Source organism: Methylobacterium sp. W2, assembly GCF_020662345.1.
Classification (GTDB): domain Bacteria; phylum Pseudomonadota; class Alphaproteobacteria; order Rhizobiales; family Beijerinckiaceae; genus Methylobacterium.
Map to the genome: position 1 here is coordinate 65,042 of NZ_VMOA01000015.1, position 21,063 is coordinate 86,104.

Below are 21,063 nucleotides of genomic sequence, written 5' to 3' on the forward strand. Positions count from 1 at the left end.
GTTGACCCATACCGTCACCATTCTCGGCGCCACCGGGTCCATCGGTCGTTCCACAACGGATCTGCTCGCGCAGCACCCGGAGCGGTTCCGGATCGGCGCCCTCGTGGGCGGTCGCGACGTCGTGGCCCTCGCCAAGCTCGCCCGCGAGATCGGGGCCGATTTCGCGGCGCTCGCCGACGAGAGCCAGGGGTCGGCCCTGCGCGAGGCGCTGTCCGGCACCGGCATCGCCAACGGGGCGGGGGAGGGCGCCGTCCTCGAAGCGGTCGCTCGTGACGCCGACATCGTCATGGCGGCGGTGAGCGGCGCGGCGGGTCTGCGCCCGACCCATGCGGCCCTGCGCCTCGGCCGCACCGTGGCGCTCGCCAACAAGGAGAGCCTCGTCTGCGCCGGCGACGCCTTCATGCGCGACGCCGCGCGGTTCAAGGCGACGCTGCTGCCCGTCGATTCCGAGCACAACGCCCTGGCGCAGGCTCTCGGCGACGGCCGGGTCTCGGACGTGACCAAGATGACCATCACCGCCTCCGGCGGCCCGTTCCGCACCTGGACGCGGGAACGCATCGCGGCCGCCTCGCCCACCGAGGCCGCGGCGCATCCGACCTGGTCGATGGGGATGAAGATCAACATCGATTCGGCGTCGCTTATGAACAAGGGCCTCGAACTCATCGAGGCGCATCACCTGTTCGCCATCGAGGCCGAGCGCCTCGACGTGATCGTGCATCCGCAATCGATCGTGCACGGCCTCATCACCTGGCGCGACGGCGCCGTCACGGCCGGTCTCGCCATGCCGGACATGCGCGTCCCCATCGCCCATTGCCTCGGCCTCGGCGACCGCCTGACCATCGAGCGGGGACGTTCCCTCGATCTCGCCTCCGTCGGCAGCCTCACCTTCGAGGCGGCGGACGAGGCGCGCTTCCCCTGTCTGCGCATCGCCCGCGCCGCGCTCGCGGAGGGAGGCGCCGCACCGACGGTGATGAACGCCGCCAACGAGATCGCCGTGGCCGCCTTCATCCGGGGCGAGATCGGCTTCTACGGCATCGCCGAACTGGTGGAGCGGGCCTGCGAGCATTTCGCGGCCGAGTACCGAAATGCCCCCGCCGATGTGGACGAGGCTTTGGCCATCGACGCCCATGTCCGCGCCTGGAGTGCCAAGGCGCTCCCATCGGCTGCCTGAGCGTCCGTCAGAACAACGCGAAGCGCGGTTTCGCCGTCATCAGCCAGACGATGCCGAGTATGGCGGCGAAGGCGGGAAAACCGCAGGCGAACCAGATCCGGTACAGCCTGTGATAGCGCGGCGGCAGGGGCATCCCCGATGCCGCCGCAGCCCCGGCGAGATCGCGCAAGGTCATCTGGATCCTGACGACGGGTAGCCAGAACAGGCCGATGACCACGTAGAGGGCGAGCGACAGGGCGATCCATCCCTCGGACAGGGGCCAGCCCACCGCGCGTGCCAGGAGCCAGCCCGTCAGTGGTTGGATGACGGCGGCTGTCGCCGTGAAGAGTGCGTCGGCGACGACCACCGTCCCCGCCACATGGGCGATCAGGTCGGGCCGTCCCGTGCGATGCGCCATCGTCATGAAGAAGGCGATGCCGGTCCCGGTGCCGAGCAGGATCGTCGCACCGATGACGTGCAGCCAGCGCAGGAGGTCGACATGCTCCATTGGGGTCAACGCTCGTCGGCCAGCGCGTAGGCTACGAGGGCCAGCATCGCCCCGGGCAGGGTCTTGAGATAGGCGCCGAGGGGATCGAGCCAGAGGCCGGCGGCGATGGCGGAGCCGAAGAAGAGGTAGATCCCCGTCATCGCCGCCATGCCGAGGGCGGCGAGCGGCATGGTGCGCCTCACCAGGATCGCGGCCCCCAACGCCAGGTCGACGAGGATGCCGGCGAGCACCGTGACCCGCGCCGTCACCACATCGATACCGTGGGCGGTCATCGCCGCCATGGCGGCGTCGAGATGCGTCAGGGCGATCAGCCCCGAGAGCAGCCAGAACAGCGAGAGCGTCGCGAGGATCGCCGGCTTCAGGAGCCAGAGCCGCCCGAACCAGCGTTCCTGCACCCCGGATGGCATGCGCCGAAGGTTCTCCGACAGGGAAGAGAGCGGCGAGCCCGCGACCCGCTCCCAGGCGGACGGGTCTCCACCGATGCCGGTCTCGATCTGGATCAGAGCCGTGGTGCGGATCGGAGTCCGCCAGCCGAGGCGGCCGACGAGATCGCCCATACGGAAACCGACCCGCAGGAACCCGGATGGGACCGGCAGCGCGAGCAGGGCCGGGGGGCGCCCGAGCCAGGCGCGGTAGGCCGCCACGATGTCCGGCAGGGTGTGCCCTTGCTGTTCGACGAGGTCGTAATGCGCCCGCGCGGCGATCCCTCCCTCCACCGCGAGGAGGACCGCCCGCGCCACATCCTCCACATGGACGGTCTGAATCGGCCGGAGAGAGGGCATGCCTACGAAGGCCACCGGAAGTGACGCCAACCCGCGGATCAGGCCGGTGGCGCCGTAGGAAACGGGCGCGAGGACGAGGCCGGGCCTCAGGATCACCCAGTCGAGATCGAGAGCGGCCAGGGCCGCGTCAGCCCCGGCCTTACTGCGCATGAATTCGCTGGGGGCATCGGGCGAGGCTCCCACGGCCGAGATCTGGACGATTCGCCGGATGCCTACTTGCTGGCAGCAGGCGAACAGGGCGCGCATGGCGACCGCCTGAACGGCGCGGACATCGTCGCGCGGGCCGTCCTGCAGGGCGCCCGAGCAGTTCACCACGGCGTCGAACCCGGTCAGGACCATGGTCCAATCCGCCGGCTCGGCGAGCCTCGCGATATCGCGTTCGATCCAGTCGGCATCGGGATGACGGTGTCGCGCTGACCGGACGTCCCGTCCCAGGCCCGTCACCGCATGCCCGGCGGCGAGGCAGCGGCGGACCACCGCCGAGCCGATGAGGCCGTAGCCTCCCAAAACCAGGATTCGCATCTCTCGGTGACCTGCCGCTCCGGTCGCGTCTCGGGCCACCCTTGCCCGGCGCGCCTGAATCAAGCGTGACAGTCCGTAATGCGCCGGCCCGTCAATCCTCGGCTCCGTAGGCCGCAAAGAACACGCGGATGGCCTCGCTCACGCGCGGTGCGATCTCGGCTTGCGTCACCGGCCCGCCCGCCGCGAAAAGCAGGCGCGTCAGCAGCCCGGCCTGGCACAGATGCAGGAAGTGCTTGGCGGCGAGCTCGGTATCCGCTTGCCGCAACCGGCCCGCGGCGACCTGCCGGTCGAGATAGGCGGTGAGCCGCGCCACCCCCTGCGCCGGCCCGGCCTCGTAGAAAGCCTGCCCGAAGCGCGGAAACTTCTCCGTCGCCCCGATCACCATGCGGATGATCGCCACGTGGTCCGGGCGGATCATGTGGACGAGGTAGGTCTCGCCCAGCCGGGTGAGGACCCCGCGCACGTCCGGATCGTCGGCATCGAGCTGGAACAGGGCTTCGGCGAGGCCGCGCTTCTCCTCCAGTGTCAGCGCCTCGAACAGAGCCTCCTTGCTGTCGAAATAGACGTAGAGCGTGCCCTTGGAGACGCCCGCCGCCTTGGCGATCTCGCCCATGCTGGCGCCGTCGAAGCCCGAGGCCATGAAGACCGAGCGTGCACCGTCGAGGATCTGCCGGCGCTTATCCGTTTCCGCCACGGATCGTACGCTCGCCTTATCGCCCGCCAGGCTTTCCTCGCCTGCTACCATCACGCCCCCCGATTGACCGAACCGTTCAGTCATTCTACCTAGGGGCAATCCGCGGCCTCGGTCAATCCGCGGCCAGAATTGACCGAACGGTTCGGTCAATTCTTATCTTTCGGGGCGGGATCATGTCTCTGCGTGACGATGACGGGCACAGCGATGCGCCCTCGGGTGCCGTCCCCTCCGACGATGCCGAGCCGCTGGCGGCGTCGCCGGCGATCCCCGTCGTGGCCGGACCGCCTGTCGCGCCGCCGGCCGGAGCGGTCGCAGCGCCTCCGAAACGGCGTCCGCTGCGTAAGGCCGTTCTGGCGAGCCTCGCCGTCCTCGGCCTCGTCGGCGGCGGCTACAAGGGCTATGAATGGTGGAATGTGGGACGCTTCTTCGTCTCCACCGACGACGCCTATGTCCAGGCCGACATCTCGATTCTCGCCGCCAAGGTTCCGGGCTATCTCGCCGCCGTGCCGGTGATGAACGGGCAGGCGGTGAAGAAGGGCGACGTGATCGCCCGCCTCGACGACGGCGATTACCGCCTCGCCGCCCAAGCGGCGCACGACAAGCTCCTGACTCAGCAGGCGAGCATCGTCCGTATCGGCCGGCAGGTGGAGGCCGCGCAGGCCCAGATCCTCCAGAGTGCCGCGCAGATCGATGCGGCCAGGGCCGATTCCATTCGCGCCGCCGCCGATTACGCCCGCCAGCAGCAGCTGGAGAAGGTCGATTTCGTCGCCAAGTCGCGCATCGAGCAGGCGCTGGCCGACCGCAACCGCACCGAGGCTACGGTAAAGGGCGCCGAGGCGAACCTCGCCATGATGAAGGCCAATGTCGAGGTTCTGCGGGCTCAGGGCCGGGAGGCGGAGGGGCTCGCCGCCGAGCTGAAGACCGCCGAGGAGAGAGCCGTCCGCGATCTCGCCTTCACCGTGATCCAGGCCCCCTTCGACGGCATCGTCGGTAACAAGGCCGTGGAGGCGGGCGCCTATGTTGCGCCGGGCTCGCGCATCGCCGCCCTGGTTCCCCTGGAGAGCGTGCGGATCGACGCGAACTTCAAGGAGACGCAGGTCGAGCGGATGCATGCCGGCCAGCAGGTCCATATCGCGGTGGACGCGTATCCCGGTCGGAACATCGTCGGCGAAGTCGAATCCCTGTCGCCGGCCTCCGGCTCCGTCTTCAGCCTGCTGCCGCCGGACAACGCCACCGGCAACTTCACCAAGATCGTCCAGCGCCTGCCAGTGCGCATCCACGTGCCGGCCGACGTCGCCCGTAAGGGGCTGCTGCGTCCGGGCCTCTCCGTTACCGTACGGGTCGATACCCGCGACGGGGGCGAGCCCGTCCGCACGGCCTCCCGGCATTAGGCGCCGAGCATGGCCGCGTCCGTCGCCGCTGCGCCTGCCGCCGAGCCGCCCCTCGATCGCCGCCGTATGGTGGCCTTCGTCTGCATGGTGTTCGGGATGTTCATGGCGATCCTGGACATCCAGATCGTCTCGGCGTCGCTGGCCGAGATCCAGGCCGGGCTCTCGGCCTCAGGCGACGAGATCCCCTGGGTCCAGACCAGCTATCTCATCGCCGAAGTCATCGCGATCCCGCTCTCCGGCTTCCTGTCGCGGGTGATCTCGACCCGCTGGATGTTCGTGGTCTCGGCCGGTGGCTTCACCCTGATGAGCCTGATGTGCGCGACCTCCACCTCGATCAACGAGATGATCCTGTGGCGGGCGCTGCAAGGCTTCATCGGCGGCGGCATGATCCCCACCGTCTTCGCCTCGGCCTTCACGATCTTCCCGCCCTCGAAGCGCTCCATCGTCTCGCCGATGATCGGCCTCGTGGCGACGCTCGCCCCCACCATCGGCCCGACGGTGGGTGGCTACCTCACGGATGCGTTCGACTGGCACTGGCTGTTTCTCATCAACGTCGTGCCCGGCATCGTCGTCACGGTCTCGACCTACCTGCTCGTCGATTTTGACGAGCCGAACCTCGACCTGTTCAAGCGCTTCGACTGGTTCGGCCTCGCTTTCATGGCCGCCTTCCTCGGCTGCCTGGAATACGTGTTGGAGGAGGGGCCGAACCACGACTGGCTGCAGGACGAGGCGGTCTTCGCCTGCGCCATCATCTGCGTCGGCGGCGGGATCGCCTTCTTCTGGCGCGCCCTCACGGCGGCCGAGCCCATCGTCGACCTGCGCGCCTTCTCCGACCGCAATTTTGGGGCGGGCTGCGTCTTCAGCTTCGTCCTCGGCATCGGACTCTACGGTCTGACCTATCTCTACCCGGTCTATCTCGGACGCGTGCGCGGCTACTCCGCCCTGCAGATCGGCGAGACGATGTTCGTGTCGGGCCTGTGCATGTTCGCCACCGCGCCCATTGCCGGGCGGTTCTCCGGCAAGGTCGATCCGCGCATCCTCATGGGGATCGGCTTCACCGGTTTCGCCGCCGGCACCTGGATCGTCACCGGCCTGACCAAGGACTGGGATTTCTGGGAATTGCTGCTGCCGCAGATCCTGCGCGGCTGCTCGCTGATGCTGTGCATGATCCCGATCAACAACATCGCCCTGGGTACGCTACCGCCGGCGCGGATGAAGAACGCGTCCGGCCTCTACAACCTCACCCGCAACCTCGGCGGGGCGGTGGGCCTCGCCCTCATCAACACCGTGCTCAACGACCGCTGGGACCTGCATCTCGCCCGGCTGCACGAGCGCTTCACCTGGACGAACACCACCGTGCTGGAACGGCTCGACTCGACGCGCCGCCAGTTCGATGCGCTGGGCCTCGACGGCAACGCCATGGCCCTCAAGGCGATGATGAATACGGTGCGGATGCAGGGTCTGGTGATGGGCTTCACCGACGTCTTCCTGGTCCTCACATTCCTGTTTCTCGCCATGGCCTGCGCGACGCCGCTGATCCGCCGGCCGCGCACCGCCGCTCCGGCGGGCGGCGGCCATTGAAACCACTGCTCCGGCCGGGCCCTTAACCGTCCACCGAGGAAATCGGGGACGGGCGAGCCGCATGCGACGATCTCGCCGGCCTCTGCCGGTTTGCGTTCGCTCCACCGCGATCCGATCTGCTATGGACGCATGTTGGCCCCTCGCGGGGCCCTGAGGATCGACGAATGGATTTTCTAGCTTCGATGGGGGGGACGGCCTCCGGCTTCTTCGGGTCGGTGATCCCCTTCGTCATCGTGCTCAGCATCGTGGTGTTCGTCCACGAGATGGGCCACTTCCTCGTCGGCCGCTGGTGCGGGGTCGGCGTCCACGCCTTCTCCCTCGGCTTCGGCCCCGAACTCTTCGGCTTCAACGACCGCCACGGCACCCGCTGGAAAGTGTCGGCGATCCCGCTCGGCGGCTACGTCAAGTTCCACGGCGACGCCAACGGCGCCAGTGTGGCTGATCCTGCGGCCCTCGCCCGGATGACGCCCGAAGAGCGCGCCACGAGTTTCCCGGCCCAGAGCCTGGGCAAGCGCGCGGCCATCGTCGCCGCCGGCCCCATCGCCAACTTCCTCCTCGCCATCGCGCTCTTTGCCGGGGCGATCTATGTCTCCGGCCGCTACGAGCTTCCGCCGCGCATCGACGGCGTGATGCCGAACAGCGCCGCCGAGCGGGCGGGCTTCCAGCCCGGTGACCTCGTCACGTCCATCGACGGGACGCAGGTGACGAACTTCCTCGACATGCAGCGCACCGTCTCCGGCAGCGCCGGCGCCAGCCTCGCCGTCACCGTCGACCGCGGCGGCGAGACCAAGACCCTGACCGCAATTCCCGATGCGGTGGAGGAGCGCACGCCGTTCGGCAAGCACCGCCTCGGCCGCCTCGGCATCAAGGGACCGAACGGCGCCGACGCCCAGGTCCGGCATTACGGTCTCGTTCAATCCCTCGGGCTCGGCGTGTCGGAGACCTATTTCGTCGTCGATCGCACCATGAACTACCTCGGCAAGCTGGTGACCGGGCGCGAATCCGCCGATCAGCTGTCGGGGCCCATCGGGATCGCCCGCGTCTCGGGCGAGGTCGCCAAAGTCGGCGGCGTCGGCGGGCTCATCGGCCTCGTGGCGCTGCTGTCCGTATCGATCGGCCTGCTTAACCTTTTCCCGGTTCCTCTCCTCGATGGCGGGCACCTGTTGTTCTACGCGTTCGAGGCCGTTCGCGGCCGTCCCCTGAGCGAGAAGACCCAGGAGATCGGCTTCCGGATCGGGCTCGCGCTGGTGCTGTTCCTGATGCTGTTCGCGGCCTGGAACGACATCCTGAATCTCGGCGCGTCCTGGTCCGGACGGGGTTCCTGACCGGGCGCTATCGTCTCGGCGGTGGCGCTGGGCGCACCTCTCGCAAGGTTGTGGATTTCTCCGTAACGCCCTGATCGAACTCGATAATCGAAAAGCCCGCCCGGTTCTCGGGGCGGGCTTTTTGCTGCAAATTGACGATTGATTCACCTTATCGAGCGATGAACGGGAACCGTTAAGTGACCGGAAGGCCACGTCTCCCCAAAATCCCCCCTACAGCCCAGGTCCGAGCGTTTGCTTCGCTCGGGAAACTCGGTAGAAGCTGAGCTTGGGACCAGGTGACGGGACGGTCGGATAACGACCGCCTGTCTGCGGGTGCAAACCCGGACTGTTAATAAATAGAGACGGGCGATTACATGATGTCGATGACGGGGAAGCGCCGGCGGAAGTCGGCCGAACGGACCATCGTCCTAGTCGCTGCCGCGGCCGCAGGGCTGGTTCTGGGCGGTACGGCTCAGGCGCAGCAGATCGTCGTCCAGGGTAACAAGCGCGTCGATGCCGACACGATCCGCTCCTACGTGACCGGTACGGCCTCGGGATCCCCTGAAGAAGCCCGCCGCAACCTGCTGGCGAGCGGCATGTTTTCCGACGTCAAGGTCTCGCGCAGCGGCGCCGGGACCGTGGTGACGGTGCGCGAGAACAACCTTATCAACCGCGTCGTGTTCGAGGGGAACAAGAAGGTCGAGAAGGGAACGCTCGAAGCAGAGGTCGAGGCCAAGGCCCGCGGCGGCTTCAGCGAGGGCATCGTCCAGGCCGATCTTCAGCGCATCCGCGAGATCTACCGCCGCGCTGGCCGCGGCACCGCCAAGGTCAGCTTCCGCACCGTCGATCTGCCCAACGGCCGCATCGACCTGATCTACGTGATCGAGGAAGGCGACAAGACCGGCATCAAGGCGATCAACTTCGTCGGCAACAGCGCCTATTCCGAGAGCAAGCTGCGCGAGCTGATGAGCTCGTCGGAAATGAACTTCCTGTCGTTCATCAAGACCTCGGACGTCTACGATCCCGACCGGATCACCAACGATCTCGACCTCGTGCGTCGCTACTACCTGAAGAACGGCTATGCCGACTTCCGGGTTGTGAATGCCGATGCGCGCTACGTCGAAGGCGAGGGCGATGCCGGCTGGGTCATCACCGTGACGGTGGACGAGGGTCAGCAATACACCGTCGGCGCCGTAGCCATCGATTCGCGCCTGCCGGGTGTCGACACCCAGGTCCTCGACGGCGAGGTTCGCGCTTCCGTGGGCGACGTCTACAATGCCGAGGACGTGGAGAAGACCCTCTCCGGCGTGACCAACCAGGTCGCCCGCCAGGGCTTCCCCTTCGCCCAGGTCCGCCCGACCGGCCAGCGTGACCGCGCCACCCATACCGTGGCCCTCGGCTTCGTCGTCGAAGACGGCCCGCGCGTCTATGTCGAGCGCATCAACATCCGCGGCAACACCCGTACCCGCGACTACGTCATCCGCCGCGAACTCGATCTCACCGAGGGCGATGCCTATAACCGCGTTCTCACCGATCGCGCCGAGCGTCGCCTGAACGGTCTCGGCTTCTTCAAGAAGGTCCGCTTCTCCAACGAGCCGGGCTCGTCGGCCGACCGCGTGATCATCAACATCGATGTCGAGGATCAGCCCACGGGCTCGTTCTCGGTGGCGGGCGGCTACTCCACCCAGGACGGCATCATCGGCGAAGTCTCGGTCTCCGAGTCGAACTTCCTCGGTCGCGGCCAGTATGTCCGCGTCGCCGGCACCGGCGGCCAGTACTCGCGCGGCGTCGACTTCTCGTTCACCGAGCCGTACTTCCTCGGCTACCGTCTCGCCGCCGGCTTCGACGCCTTCTACAAGTACAGCGACCTGACCCGTTACTCGCGCTACGAGACCACCGTCTATGGCGGTCAGATCCGCGTCGGCCTGCCGATCACGGAAGAGTTCGGCATCACCCTGCGCTACTCGCTCTACAACACCGAACTGACGATCCCGAACAGCACGAAGCGCCCGTATAACGACTGTTCGAACCCGATCCCTGGTTTCACCACCGTGAACCCGGCGGGTACGATCGATCCCGTGTCCGGCCTCAATACGAGCGGTCTGGCGTCCTACCCGAACAACTGTGCTTTCAATGGCGAAGCCTCGATTGCATTGAAGGGCTCGACCGGCAACACGCTCACTTCGCTTGCCGGCGTGACGCTCGCCTACTCGACGCTGGACAATCTCGCCCAGCCGCGGAACGGCCTGTATGCCGAACTCAAGCCTGAAATCGCAGGTCTCGGCGGTGACTCGAAGTTCTTCCGTGTGGCCGGCGACATGCGCTACTACAAGGAATTCTACGAGGACGTGGTCGGCTTCGCCCGCTTGCAGGGCGGCCATATCTCGCCGCTCACCGACGAGAAGCTGCGCATCACCGATCAGTACTTCCTCGGCCCGTCGCTCGTTCGCGGCTTCGCGCCGAACGGTATCGGTCCGCGCGACGTCGGCAGCGCCGATTCCCGTTCGAACGCCGTCGGCGGCACCACCTATTTCGGCGGTACGCTCGAAGTTCAGTTCCCGATCTACGGTATTCCGCGTGATCTGGGCCTGAAGGGCGCCGTCTTCGCCGATGCCGGTACCTTGTTCGGCTATAACAGCCGCACGCAGTTCAACGTGAACGGCGACTCGATCATCAACGGCATCGCCCCCGGCGGGGCCTGTGCCTATACGGCACTTGGCGCCGGAGCGATCACCGTCGAGCCGGAATGCCTGAACGTCCGCGACAAGATGACGATCCGCTCCTCGATCGGTGCGTCCATCCTGTGGAACTCGCCGCTCGGTCCGATCCGCTTCGATTACGCCTACGCTCTGACCAAGGACGAAGGCCAGAAGATCTACAATGCTCAGGGCGACTACCTCGGTCGCGTCGGCAAGGATCAGCTCCAGGCCTTCCGCTTCTCCGGCGGTTCGCGCTTCTGAGCCAAGACGCACGGGCTTCCTTTTCCGAAGCCCGTGCGTTGTCGCATCATGTCTGATCCCATCTTCTTCGCATCCAGCACGGCCCTCAGCCTCGGCGACATCGCCGGGGCTGCAGGCATTTCGCTCCCTGAAGGCGCGGACCCTCACGCAATGGTCGGCGGCGCGTCCCCCTTGGAGACCGCAGGCCCCGGCGACCTCGCCTATATGGACAACGCCCGCTACGGCGATATTTTGGCGCAGACGAAGGCGCTGGCCTGCCTCGTCTCGCCGCGCTTCGCGGCCAAGGTGCCGCCGACCACGGTGGCACTGGTCACGCGCGATCCGTACCGGGTCTATGCCGGTCTGCTGGCGCGCTTCCATCCGGAGGCCATGCGGCCCCAATCGCAATTTTCCACCGAGGGCGTCTCGCCCGGAGCCCATGTCCACCCTAAGGCGCGTCTCGAAGACGGCGTGATTGTCGATCCCGGCGCCGTGATCGGTCCCGGGGCCGAGATCGGCTCGGGCACGGTCATCGGCCCGAACGCCGTCATCGGCCCCCATGTCCGCATCGGCCGCGACTGTTCCATCGGGGCGGGGGCGACTCTTGCCTACGCCCTCGTCGGCAACCGCGTGATCCTTCATCCGGGCGCGCGCGTCGGCCAGGACGGGTTCGGCTTCGCCATGGGGCCGGGCGGGCATCTCAAGGTGCCCCAGACCGGCCGCGTCATCGTGCAGGACGATGTCGAGATCGGTGCCAACACCACGATCGATCGCGGCGCGGGCCGCGATACCATGATCGGGGAGGGGACCAAGATCGATAACCTCGTCCAGATCGCCCATAACGTGGTCATCGGCCGGCACTGCGTCATCGTCTCGGGCGTCGGCATTTCCGGCTCGACCACCCTGGAGGATTACGTGGTCCTCGGCGGTCAGGTCGGTGTGGTCGGGCATCTGCGGATCGGCATGGGTTCGCAGATCGCCGGATCCTCGAACGTCAACCGCGACGTACCCCCCGGAAGCCGTTGGGGCGGCACGCCGGCCAAACCCGTGCGCACCTGGTTCCGCGAACTCACCGCTCTCGCGCGCCTGGCGGAACAATCGGGCCGTGACGGGAACGAGTGCGCCAAGGATTGAGCCGGAACCGTTTCCGGCCCGGGTTGACCGGCGCACGACTCTCCGAGACTTGCATCCGTTGGCGTTTATGCCGATGACGACGTTCGGTTTTCTTCCAAAGTTTGAGGCGAGGCGTCAGGGGCGCCGGGGCGCCATGGGATTGTTCGATCGATGAGTGACATGCCGAAAGATCTGGGCTCGGCCGACATCCAGAAGATCCTGGAACTTCTGCCCCATCGCTACCCGTTCCTGATGATTGATCGCATCATCGAGATCGATGGGGACCGCTCCTGCATCGGGATCAAGAACGTCTCGTTCAACGAGCCGCAATTCACCGGGCATTTTCCGGGCCTGCCGGTGTTCCCCGGCGTCCTGCTGATCGAGGGCATGGCCCAGACCGCCGGCGCCATCTGCTGCCAGCACATCAAGACCGACGAGATGCAGGCCAAGCAGGTGTTCTTCATGACCATCGACAAGTGCAAGTTCCGCAAGCCCGTCGTGCCCGGCGATACGGTGCGCTACCACATGACGAAGATGAACCAGCGCCGGACCATGTGGTGGTTCCGGGGCCAGGCGCGGGTGGGCGACACCCTCGTGGCCGAGGCCGAGATCGGCGCCATGCTGGTGACGGAGTGAGTGCTTTGGCCGAAATCCACCCGAGCTCCGTCATCGAGGTTGGAGCCACGATCGGCGAAGGCGTGCGGATCGGTCCCTTCTGCCATATCGGGCCGGATGTCGTCCTGGGCGAAGGCTGCGAACTCATCAGCCACGTGGTCGTCGCCGGGCGCACCGGAATCGGTCCCCGTACCAAGCTCTATCCCTTCGCCTCCATCGGTCACCCGCCGCAGGATCTGAAGTTTCGCGGCGAGGCCTCGACGCTCTCCATCGGCGCCGATTGCCTGATTCGCGAAGGCGTCACGATGAATCCCGGCACGGCCGGTGGCGGCCTCGAGACCGTCATCGGCGACAAATGCACCTTCCTCGCCAATTCCCATGTCGGGCACGATTGCCGGGTGGGTGACGGGGTCGTGTTCTCCAACAACGTCATGCTCGCTGGCCATTGCAGCGTCGGCGACTATGCGATCCTCGGTGGCGGTGCTGCCGTGATCCAGTTCGCCCGTGTCGGAGCCCATGCTTTCGTCGGCGGTCTCTCCGGGCTGGAGAACGATTGCATTCCCTACGGCATGGCGCTGGGCAACCGCGCCTATCTCTCGGGCCTCAACATCATCGGCCTGCAGCGCCGGGGTTTCGCCCGCGAGGACATCCATGCCCTGCGCCGGGCCTATCGCCTGCTGTTTGCTCAGGAGGGCACGCTGATGGAGCGTGTGGAGGACGTGGCGGCGGAGTTCGAATCGCATCGTGCCGTGGCCGAGATCATCGCCTTCATCCGCGAGGGCGGTAAGCGCTCGATCTGCACCCCGCGCGAGAATCCGGGCTCGGCTTGACCGCGTCTCTCCAGCCGGCGTCCCTCGTCGATCCGCATCCGGAAGAACGTCTGGTTCTCATCGCGGGGGCAGGGCGGCTCCCCGAACTTGTGGCCGAATCCCTCGACCGGTCGGGCCGCGCGTTCCGGGTGCTCGCCATCCGCGGCTTCGCCGAGCGCCCGATGCGCGCACGCGCCGACGCCACGGTGGATCTCCTCGATATCGCCGGCGCGTTGAAGATCCTGGAGGCCTGGGGGCCGGCCTGCGTCATACCGGTGGGCGGAGTCTCGCGCCCCAATCCCGCCGCCATCCTCAACGCGGCGGCGGCCTTGCGCAATCGCGATGCGCTCCAAGCCATTTCGGGGGGAGGGGACGATCGGCTTCTGCGGGGCGCCCTCGTCCTGCTGGAGGATAACGGCCACCGCGTCGTCGGCATCCACGATGTGGCGCCGGACCTGCTAAGCCCGGAGGGGCAGCTCGGCCGCCTCGCGCCCGATCTCGCGGCGCAGGCCTCCATCGCTACCGGCTGTGGCATCCTCGCGGCGCTGGCCGCCTACGATGTCGGCCAGGCAATCGTCGTCGCGGCCCAACGCGCGCTGGCGGTAGAGGGGCCGGAGGGCACCGACCGGATGCTCGCCCGGGCGCGTGCCCTCGGGCGCAAGCCGTTCGGGCTCGGGGCGGCCCAGCCCGGTACCGTGCTGGTGAAACTCGCCAAGACCGGCCAGGATCTGCGGGTCGACCTGCCGGCCATCGGGCCGCGCACGGTGAAGGCCGCCGCGACGGCAGGCTGCGCCGGCATCGCCATCCAGGCCGGCTACACCCTCATCATCGACAGGGACGCCACGGTGGCCGAGGCCGACCGTGCGGGACTGTTCCTCATCGGTTTGCGGATCGAGGCATGACCATGCATCCGTCCAAACGAATCTGGCTCGTCGCCGGAGAGGATTCAGGCGATCAGCTCGGCGCCAAGCTGATGCGGGCGCTGTCGGACCTCTCCGGCGGGCAGGTGACGTTCGGTGGCGTCGGCGGCGAAGCCATGGCGGCGCAGGGCTTCGTCTCCCTGTTTCCCCTTGATGACGTGGCGGTGATGGGCTACCTGCCCGTGGCGGCACGCCTGCGCACTCTCCTGCGTCGCATCCGCCAGACCGTGCGCGACATCGTCGAATCGCGCCCTGACGTCCTCGTCATCATCGACAGTCCCGGTTTCACCCATGCGGTCGCGTCGCGGGTGCGCAAGCGTCTGCCGAGCCTGCCCATCGTCGATTACGTCTCCCCCAGCGTCTGGGCGTGGAGGCCCTGGCGTGCGGCGAAGATGCGGCCGTTCATCGACCATGTCCTGGCGCTCCTGCCCTTCGAACCAGAGGCGCATCGCCGGCTCGGCGGCCCGGACTGCACCTATGTCGGGCATCCGCTGATCGAGCGCTTGGCCGAGCTGCGCCCGGATCCCGCAGAGGCTGCGGTGCGGGAGGGGATGCCGCCGACCCTCGTGATCCTACCGGGCTCACGCCGTTCGGAGATCGAACGGCTGATGCCGGTCTTCGGCGCCACCCTGGACCTTCTTGTGCAGCGATACGGGCCGATCGACGCCGTGCTCCCGGCGGTCACCCGGCATCGCGCCATGATCGAGCGATCGGCCCTCTCGTGGTCTCGTCCGGTGACGATCGTGCATGGCGAGGCTGCGAAATACGCGGCCTTCCGGCGATCCCGCGCGGCCCTGGCGGCCTCGGGCACGGTCACCCTCGAACTCGCCCTGGCCGGCGTGCCGATGGTCGTGGCCTACAAGGTCTCGCGTCTGGAGGAGGCGGTAGCGCGGCGTCTGATCCAGGTGCCGACCATCGTGCTGCCGAACCTGATCCTCGGCGAGAATGCCATGCCCGAGTTCATCCAGGCCGAATGTACCCCCGGCCGCTTGGGCGAGGCCCTGCTTCCGCTCCTCAAGGGCGGCGCCGCGCGCGACGCGCAGGTGCGTTCGCTTCAGCGCATCGATGGCTCGATGCGCCTCGCGGGCGATGACGAGCCGAGCCGCAAGGCGGCGAGAATCGTGCTGTCGGCGGCTCGCCCTGCGGTCAGCGGACCGTCGTCGACGTAGTGGTTTTCATCCTGGCGCCCCGCATGATTTCCGAGGCCTGGAGGGCACTGGGCGGGAGGGCCCGGTCGTCCGCCCCGCGTGTCGAGGACAGGGACGGCATGTCCGGTCTTCTGGTGCCCTCGTCGCGTCCGAAAGCGTAGCCGGCATTCACGCCGGCATAGAAGCCGGTGAAATCCTCGGCCTGCGCTTGCCCGACGAAAGCCATCGGCAGGCACAGGCTGATCGTCACGAAGACGGCACGCATCGCTGTTCCCTGCACCCGGCATCGTCCCTTCGGATCGTCTCGTTCGGAGACCGTCATACGGTTTCCCCAGATGACGCTGGATACGAAAAACGGCGACCCGAAGGCCGCCGTCGATTCGTCTCTCAATCGGGAAGGCCGCGTAACCGCGGTCTTCCCTAAAAGCTTTCTCACCGATCAGTAATCGGCGTTGATGCTCTGGGCCTCGCGGCCCTTCTGGCCGTCGATCACGCTGAGGGTGACCTGCTGGCCTTCGGCGAGGGACTCGAGTCCGGCGCGCGACAGGGCCGAGCGATGGACGAACACGTCCTTGCCGCCGTCATTGACGGAGACGAAGCCGAAGCCCTTGGCCGGATCGTACCACTTCACGGTGCCGCTCATCTCGACCGATGGGCCGCTAGCGAAACGACCACCGCCACCGCCACCGCCGCCGAAGCGATCGTTGCCGCCGCCGTAGCTGCCGCCACCGCCGCCGCTGAAGCGATCACCGCCACCGAAACCACCGGCGCGGGGTGCGGGCGCACGACGCGGGGCCTCGGCCTCGGCCGTCGAGGTATCGACGCTGGTCACGTCCGTGACCTGCGGACCCTTCTGGCCCTGCGCGGTATGAACGGTCAGGCGCGTGCCGGGAAGCAGGTCGGCATGGCCCGCAGCCTCGACTGCGCGGATGTGAAGGAACGCGTCGCCGGAACCGTCAGCCAGTTCGACGAAGCCGAAGCCCTTCTCCTTGTTGAACCACTTGACCGTCGCGTCGCGCTCCGGTCCAGAGGGAGCGGCTGCTGCACGGGCCGGACCACGATCGAAACCGCCGCCGCCACCGCCATATCCACCGCCGAAGCCACCGCTCGGGGGTGCCTGATCCGGCCAGCGAGGCTCGGCACCACCCTCATCGAAGCCGCGCTTCTGCGGCCCCCTGAAATCACGACCACGTCCCATCGAAAGCTCGCAAAAACCGTCCGCCGACCATCTGTCTTTGAATACCGGGTGCGCGCCGTCCCAGACGGGCACTTCACCACACTATCATCACTCTCAGCAGCGGTGACCAAGAATAACGCCTTAGTCCTGACTGAATCTTGGCTCTCTCGCAAGGCTCTTCTCGCCGGACTCTGCAAGGTTCCGCGGATTTCCTGCGACAATTTACGTGCTCCGTTTTGCCTCCGGCTTGCCTTCGCCGCAGAGGGCCATTGCGTACAGGATGCGCAAACGCCATGCGGATGAACGACTTCGCGTTCCGAAATTTTCCCGGTCGCGTTAGGAGAATGCACATCGATGGCCGCTAGGATGCGCGCAGGCGCCTGCGAAAGCCGGTGGCCCGGAACCCCTGGCCGATGATCGCAACCCCGTCATTTCCGGATCTTTCGGCCCTCGTCGTGGATGAGAGTCTCTATATTCGCCGAATCGTTCGCGACATGCTGATGCGCGTGGGAATCAAACGCGTCCTCGAAGCACCGGACGGTGCCGAGGCGCTGGGCGTGCTGGCGGAGAGCAAGCCGGACATCACGATCCTCGACTGGGATCTGGCCATCCTGTCCGGGGAGGAGTTCATCCGCCTTGCCCGCACGCCCACCACGTCGCCGTCGCCCACCGTTCCGATCATCCTGATGCTGGCGCAGCCGCGCCGCAACGTCGTCGACCGCGCCATCTCCCTCGGGGTCAATGAGATCATCGCCAAGCCGTTCTCGCCCAAGACCCTGTGGTCGCGCCTGGACGAAGTCATCAACCGGCCGCGGCCGTTTTCCCAGGTGAAGAGCCTGCTGCGCCCGGTCCCGAGAACGACGGCAGCCGGCAAAGCTCTCTGACGCGATCTCGGATCGAGGCTTTGCACTGACGCCCAAGGCCTGTAGGCTTCTTATTGCATGATGGCCGATCTATCCCGGTCGGGCCACGATCGAGGATGCCGGCTAGGCCGATGAGGGAAGAGAGCGCCGCCATGATGCCGGCCCGCCCCATGGCCGGCCCGCCTTCACCGAGCGCTCCCGCCCTGCCGGATGCGGGTCGACCGCCCGTGGTGGGCTACCGTCCCGGGCGGCGCAACACTTATGCCGCCCTCGACCTCGGCACGAACAATTGCCGCCTGCTGATCGCCGAACCCGCCTCCCACGGCTTTCGCGTGGTCGATGCGTTCTCCCGCATTGTCCGCCTCGGTGAGGGGCTGGGCACGTCCGACCGTCTCAGCGAAGCCGCGGTGGAGCGCACGCTGGAGGCTCTGCGCGTCTGCCGCGCCAAGATGGAATCACGCGGCGTCGCCCGCGCCAAGATCATCGCCACGGAAGCGTGCCGGCTCGCCGTCAACGGGGCGGATTTCGTCACGCGGGTGCGCGACGAGGTGGGGCTCGATCTCGAGATCGTCGACCGGCAGACCGAAGCCTATCTCGCCGTCACCGGCTGCGCGGCCCTGGCCGACCCCTACTCGGAATCGGTGGTCATCTTCGATATCGGCGGCGGCTCCACCGAGATCGCCTGGCTCGACGGTGCGGCCACCAACCCTTCGGCGGACCCCACCTTACGGATCCGCGCCTGGGATTCGCTCCCCGTTGGCGTCGTCACCCTGGCCGAGCGGCACGGAGCGGCCGATGTCACCCGCCTGACATTCGAGGGCATGGTCGAGGAGGTCGCCGACATGCTGTCGCGCTTCGCCATCCGCGCCGCGCCGGCGGCCAATGCCCGGCATTTCCATCTCCTCGGTACGTCCGGAACGGTGACGACGCTGGCCGCCATGCATCTGCGACTGGCACGCTACGAGCGCCGCCGCGTCGACGGGTTGTGGATGAGCGACGGCGAGGTGAGCGACGCCATCGACGATCTGCTCGACACGCGCCTCGACCAGAGGGCAGACAATCCCTGCATCGGCCGGGATCGGGCCGATCTCGTGCTCGCGGGTTGCGCTATCCTGGAAGCAATCCGCCGGGCATTCCCCTCCGAACGGCTACGCATCGCCGACCGGGGGCTGCGCGAAGGTCTTTTGATGAACATGATGCGCGAAGACGGCGTCTGGCGCCGCGGAGGCTACCGTTGACCGACAGGCGGGGTGCGGGCGGCGGGTTGCGGGGCGATCTCAAGCAGCGGGTCAAGACGGGGCGCGGCCGCACCGCCTCTCAGAAGCGCTGGCTCGAACGGCAGCTCAACGATCCCTACGTGGCGCGGGCCAAGCGCGAGGGCTACCGCTCGCGCGCGGCCTTCAAGCTTCTCGAGATCGACGAGCGCTTCAAGATCTTGAAGCCGAACCAGAAGATCATCGATCTGGGCGCAGCACCCGGCGGCTGGTCCCAGGTCGCCGCCAAGATCGTCGGGCCGAGCGGCCGGATCGTCGGCATCGATCTCCTCGAGATCGAGCCGATGGTCGGCGTCGAGTTCATCACCCTCGACTTCCTCGATCCGGATGCGCCGAAGCGGCTGATCGATCTTCTAGGCGGGCAGGCCGATATCGTCATGTCCGACATGGCGGCCAACACCACCGGGCACAAGCAGACGGACCACCTGCGGATCATCGGTCTGGCCGAGACCGCCGCCGAATTCGCCCGCGAAGTGCTGGCGCCGGGGGGCACCTATCTCGCCAAGGTCTTCCAGGGCGGGACGGAGGGCACCCTGCTCGCCGACCTAAAGCGCGACTTCACCCTGGTGCGGCACGTGAAGCCCTCGGCGAGCCGCGCCGATTCGAGCGAACTCTACGTGCTGGCCACCGGGTTTCGCGGTGCCGTCGCCGAAACCGCCGAGGACGACGCCTGATACCGGACGGCGATGAGTTGTCTCATGGCCGTCTGCCCATGCGACTGCACCGCGCTGCTCGGTCTGAGGCGGCGCGGCTACAGTCCCTGCGGAATCAGGATCGGGTAGCATCGCGCCCCCGCACCCGCCGCCAGGACCTCGACCGCACCCACGGTGGAGGAGTCGCCGGCCACATGCACGACGTCGGTGGTCTTCAGGCCGGTGAGATGCGCGGTGAGGGGACCCGGACGGACATCCGGGGGGCGCTGCCGCGTCCTGTCGGCGACGAGGGTGATCCGTGAGACGCCGGTGGCCCTGAGCCAGTCGAGCGACGGGCGCATGTAGAGGTCGAGGGGGTCGCTGGCGCCGATCACCACGACGATCTCGCGCTGTGGCTCGATGTAGCGCGCCGCCCGGGCGATCGCCCAGATCGGCGCGAAGCCGGTCTCGCGGCCGACGAGTAGCAGGCGACCGCCGCCGGGGCGATAGTAGCCGCGGCCGACCGGACCCTTGATCTTGACCGGATGGCCGAGAAGGATCTCCTCGCCGAGGGCATGGGCGACCGCGTCGCAGGCATGCCCGACACGCAGGTGGAAGACGAGTTCGTTGAGCTCCGTCGTGCCGTCGAGGCGCAGGGTCGGGCTCACGTCGATCGGGTCGAAGCCTTCGAACGTGGCGGTTACCTGATGGCCGGGCTCGATGGCGAGACGGCGCGTGATCGTGACCACCACCTCGACCACATGGGCACCGAGCGGAACGATCTGAGTCACCGTGCCGACCCGGCGTGCCTGGGCGGCCGGCTTCACCTCGGCGAAGACGAGGCTCTCGGCCGCCTTGGAGGCGCGGGGCGTGGAGAGCTTGACGGGCTCCGCACGGTGCAGGCGGGCCTGGGCACGGCGCGAGGAAGGGCTGGCGCCCTGGCCGAGGAGATGGGAGCCGTGCAGGCCGGTGGTGGGGGCGATCACGCCATCGGCAAGGGCGGCTTCGAGCGGCGTATCGCCGGTCGAGACCCGCACGGCCTTGCCGTTGACGACAAGCGAGCAGCGCGCGCTCATGGTCGAGCCTCGAGAGGTGAGAGAAGTCGAAAGGAAGCCGGAATCGGGTGACGTGCGCCGGCCGATGGCGGAGACCTCACCGGTGTCCGTCGAGCAGCTGATCCACGAGGGCGGCCCAGCGGTCGCGCACCGCGCAGGCTTCGGGCGAGAGCGGTGCCGGCCCCGCGAGGCGCTCGATGCTGGCGCGGACGTTGGCGGCCTCTTCCCGCTCGGCGCGCAGAACCGCCTTCATCACCATGATCTCGGAGCGCAGGCGCGCGAGGTCATCGGAGGGGGCGGTCTCCTCGATCACCTCCGCCCGAGGCTCGACCGGCAACGCCACCGGTGCGATGTCCACGCGCTTCGGGGTGGGGCTGGTGCGGATCGGGCGCGCCATCAGGCGCTTCACGATATCCGAGCCGAAATCCTCGCCGTGGCCGAATTCGTCGCTTAATCGCAATGCCGCTTCGGCCATCACGCCCGCCTCCTGTCGAACGGCAGACCGTGCCGCGCCGCTCGATCCATCTCGATCGTCACGATGAGCGATCATGGTTAAGGGAGGTTTAATTCAACCGTCGCGGTTTCG

The 21,063-nt window shown here is 67.5% G+C and carries 20 protein-coding genes; 13 read left to right on the top strand and 7 right to left on the bottom strand.

Features of this window, described 5'->3' with window-relative positions; translation table 11 throughout:
• Nucleotide 1: 1 nt before the first annotated feature.
• A complete protein-coding gene (gene dxr / locus FPV16_RS10730; protein WP_227438187.1) occupies nt 2-1,171 on the top strand; it encodes a 1-deoxy-D-xylulose-5-phosphate reductoisomerase in 1,170 nt (389 codons plus the stop codon).
• A gap of 7 nt (nt 1,172-1,178) precedes the next feature.
• Here the strand turns inward: dxr and FPV16_RS10735 are convergent, their stop codons facing one another.
• The 3 genes from FPV16_RS10735 to FPV16_RS10745 all read right to left on the bottom strand — a co-directional run bounded on the left by FPV16_RS10735 (nt 1,179) and on the right by FPV16_RS10745 (nt 3,707).
• Nucleotides 1,179-1,658, bottom strand: coding sequence for a DUF2269 family protein (locus tag FPV16_RS10735; protein ID WP_227438188.1), 480 nt, complete (start codon nt 1,656-1,658; stop codon nt 1,179-1,181).
• A 5-nt stretch (nt 1,659-1,663) separates the two neighbouring features.
• Nucleotides 1,664-2,962, bottom strand: coding sequence for an SDR family oxidoreductase (locus FPV16_RS10740; RefSeq protein WP_227438189.1), 1,299 nt, complete (start codon nt 2,960-2,962; stop codon nt 1,664-1,666).
• A 91-nt stretch (nt 2,963-3,053) separates the two neighbouring features.
• Nucleotides 3,054-3,707 (bottom strand): TetR/AcrR family transcriptional regulator, encoded by a 654-nt coding sequence (locus tag FPV16_RS10745; protein ID WP_227438224.1) that lies wholly within the window; start codon nt 3,705-3,707, stop codon nt 3,054-3,056.
• A 122-nt stretch (nt 3,708-3,829) separates the two neighbouring features.
• Between FPV16_RS10745 and FPV16_RS10750 the strand changes: the two genes are divergently transcribed.
• From FPV16_RS10750 to lpxB, 9 genes are all read left to right on the top strand, one after another.
• A complete protein-coding gene (locus tag FPV16_RS10750; RefSeq protein ID WP_227438190.1) occupies nt 3,830-5,047 on the top strand; it encodes an HlyD family secretion protein in 1,218 nt (405 codons plus the stop codon).
• A gap of 9 nt (nt 5,048-5,056) precedes the next feature.
• Nucleotides 5,057-6,628 carry a DHA2 family efflux MFS transporter permease subunit gene (locus tag FPV16_RS10755; RefSeq protein WP_227438191.1) on the top strand — a complete coding sequence of 524 codons (1,572 nt, stop codon included), beginning with the start codon at nt 5,057-5,059 and terminating at the stop codon, nt 6,626-6,628.
• Between the two features lie 164 nt (nt 6,629-6,792).
• Nucleotides 6,793-7,953, top strand: coding sequence for an RIP metalloprotease RseP (rseP, locus tag FPV16_RS10760; RefSeq protein ID WP_227438192.1), 1,161 nt, complete (start codon nt 6,793-6,795; stop codon nt 7,951-7,953).
• Nucleotides 7,954-8,306: 353 nt separating this feature from the next.
• Nucleotides 8,307-10,892 (top strand): outer membrane protein assembly factor BamA, encoded by a 2,586-nt coding sequence (bamA, locus tag FPV16_RS10765; RefSeq protein ID WP_227438193.1) that lies wholly within the window; start codon nt 8,307-8,309, stop codon nt 10,890-10,892.
• Between the two features lie 48 nt (nt 10,893-10,940).
• Nucleotides 10,941-12,005: a UDP-3-O-(3-hydroxymyristoyl)glucosamine N-acyltransferase gene (lpxD, locus tag FPV16_RS10770; protein ID WP_227438194.1), complete on the top strand. Its 1,065-nt coding sequence runs from the start codon at nt 10,941-10,943 to the stop codon at nt 12,003-12,005.
• 159 nt (nt 12,006-12,164) lie between these two features.
• Nucleotides 12,165-12,620 (top strand): 3-hydroxyacyl-ACP dehydratase FabZ, encoded by a 456-nt coding sequence (gene fabZ / locus FPV16_RS10775; RefSeq protein WP_413629261.1) that lies wholly within the window; start codon nt 12,165-12,167, stop codon nt 12,618-12,620.
• Between the two features lie 5 nt (nt 12,621-12,625).
• Nucleotides 12,626-13,429 carry an acyl-ACP--UDP-N-acetylglucosamine O-acyltransferase gene (gene lpxA / locus FPV16_RS10780; RefSeq protein WP_227438196.1) on the top strand — a complete coding sequence of 268 codons (804 nt, stop codon included), beginning with the start codon at nt 12,626-12,628 and terminating at the stop codon, nt 13,427-13,429.
• On the top strand, nt 13,426-14,310 hold the full coding sequence (locus FPV16_RS10785; RefSeq protein ID WP_227438197.1) for an LpxI family protein: 885 nt from the start codon (nt 13,426-13,428) through the stop codon (nt 14,308-14,310). The genes lpxA and FPV16_RS10785 overlap by 4 nt, the downstream gene beginning before the upstream one ends.
• Entirely contained in the window at nt 14,307-15,497 is a 1,191-nt protein-coding gene (gene lpxB / locus FPV16_RS10790) for a lipid-A-disaccharide synthase (protein ID WP_227438198.1), read from the top strand. The genes FPV16_RS10785 and lpxB overlap by 4 nt, the downstream gene beginning before the upstream one ends.
• Here the strand turns inward: lpxB and FPV16_RS10795 are convergent.
• Both FPV16_RS10795 and FPV16_RS10800 read right to left on the bottom strand, forming a co-directional pair.
• Entirely contained in the window at nt 15,475-15,741 is a 267-nt protein-coding gene (locus tag FPV16_RS10795; RefSeq protein ID WP_227438199.1) for a hypothetical protein, read from the bottom strand. The two genes, lpxB and FPV16_RS10795, sit on opposite strands and share 23 nt — an antisense overlap.
• Nucleotides 15,742-15,915: 174 nt before the next feature.
• Complete coding sequence (locus tag FPV16_RS10800; RefSeq protein ID WP_227438200.1) at nt 15,916-16,674, bottom strand: cold-shock protein; 759 nt, start codon at nt 16,672-16,674, stop codon at nt 15,916-15,918.
• 392 nt (nt 16,675-17,066) lie between these two features.
• Between FPV16_RS10800 and FPV16_RS10805 the strand changes: the two genes are divergently transcribed.
• From FPV16_RS10805 to FPV16_RS10815, 3 genes are all read left to right on the top strand, one after another.
• The gene (locus FPV16_RS10805) at nt 17,067-17,537 is read left to right on the top strand and encodes a response regulator (RefSeq protein ID WP_027172179.1); all 471 of its coding nucleotides are present in this window, start codon (nt 17,067-17,069) and stop codon (nt 17,535-17,537) included.
• Between the two features lie 110 nt (nt 17,538-17,647).
• Complete coding sequence (locus FPV16_RS10810; RefSeq protein WP_227438201.1) at nt 17,648-18,754, top strand: Ppx/GppA phosphatase family protein; 1,107 nt, start codon at nt 17,648-17,650, stop codon at nt 18,752-18,754.
• Entirely contained in the window at nt 18,751-19,464 is a 714-nt protein-coding gene (locus tag FPV16_RS10815; RefSeq protein WP_056140564.1) for an RlmE family RNA methyltransferase, read from the top strand. Before FPV16_RS10810 ends, FPV16_RS10815 begins: the two co-directional genes overlap by 4 nt.
• A gap of 77 nt (nt 19,465-19,541) precedes the next feature.
• On the opposite strand, the gene FPV16_RS10820 is transcribed toward FPV16_RS10815, so the two are convergent.
• Both FPV16_RS10820 and FPV16_RS10825 read right to left on the bottom strand, forming a co-directional pair.
• Complete coding sequence (locus FPV16_RS10820) at nt 19,542-20,498, bottom strand: ferredoxin--NAD(+) reductase (RefSeq protein WP_227438202.1); 957 nt, start codon at nt 20,496-20,498, stop codon at nt 19,542-19,544.
• A 76-nt stretch (nt 20,499-20,574) separates the two neighbouring features.
• On the bottom strand, nt 20,575-20,952 hold the full coding sequence (locus FPV16_RS10825; RefSeq protein ID WP_227438203.1) for a hypothetical protein: 378 nt from the start codon (nt 20,950-20,952) through the stop codon (nt 20,575-20,577).
• Between the last annotated feature and the right edge of the window lie 111 nt (nt 20,953-21,063).

Bases quoted from the DNA above. Each gene is read 5' to 3' on its own strand.
- FPV16_RS10735 (WP_227438188.1), bottom strand. From the start codon at position 1,658: ATGGAGCATGTCGACCTCCTGCGCTGGCTGCACGTCATCGGTGCGACG.
- FPV16_RS10740 (WP_227438189.1), bottom strand. From the start codon at position 2,962: ATGCGAATCCTGGTTTTGGGAGGCTACGGCCTCATCGGCTCGGCGGTG.
- FPV16_RS10745 (WP_227438224.1), bottom strand. From the start codon at position 3,707: ATGGTAGCAGGCGAGGAAAGCCTGGCGGGCGATAAGGCGAGCGTACGA.
- FPV16_RS10750 (WP_227438190.1), top strand. From the start codon at position 3,830: ATGTCTCTGCGTGACGATGACGGGCACAGCGATGCGCCCTCGGGTGCC.
- FPV16_RS10755 (WP_227438191.1), top strand. From the start codon at position 5,057: ATGGCCGCGTCCGTCGCCGCTGCGCCTGCCGCCGAGCCGCCCCTCGAT.
- rseP (WP_227438192.1), top strand. From the start codon at position 6,793: ATGGATTTTCTAGCTTCGATGGGGGGGACGGCCTCCGGCTTCTTCGGG.
- bamA (WP_227438193.1), top strand. From the start codon at position 8,307: ATGATGTCGATGACGGGGAAGCGCCGGCGGAAGTCGGCCGAACGGACC.
- lpxD (WP_227438194.1), top strand. From the start codon at position 10,941: ATGTCTGATCCCATCTTCTTCGCATCCAGCACGGCCCTCAGCCTCGGC.
- fabZ (WP_413629261.1), top strand. From the start codon at position 12,165: ATGCCGAAAGATCTGGGCTCGGCCGACATCCAGAAGATCCTGGAACTT.
- lpxB (WP_227438198.1), top strand. From the start codon at position 14,307: ATGACCATGCATCCGTCCAAACGAATCTGGCTCGTCGCCGGAGAGGAT.
- FPV16_RS10795 (WP_227438199.1), bottom strand. From the start codon at position 15,741: ATGCGTGCCGTCTTCGTGACGATCAGCCTGTGCCTGCCGATGGCTTTC.
- FPV16_RS10800 (WP_227438200.1), bottom strand. From the start codon at position 16,674: ATGGGACGTGGTCGTGATTTCAGGGGGCCGCAGAAGCGCGGCTTCGAT.
- FPV16_RS10805 (WP_027172179.1), top strand. From the start codon at position 17,067: ATGATCGCAACCCCGTCATTTCCGGATCTTTCGGCCCTCGTCGTGGAT.
- FPV16_RS10810 (WP_227438201.1), top strand. From the start codon at position 17,648: ATGAGGGAAGAGAGCGCCGCCATGATGCCGGCCCGCCCCATGGCCGGC.
- FPV16_RS10820 (WP_227438202.1), bottom strand. From the start codon at position 20,498: ATGAGCGCGCGCTGCTCGCTTGTCGTCAACGGCAAGGCCGTGCGGGTC.
- FPV16_RS10825 (WP_227438203.1), bottom strand. From the start codon at position 20,952: ATGGCCGAAGCGGCATTGCGATTAAGCGACGAATTCGGCCACGGCGAG.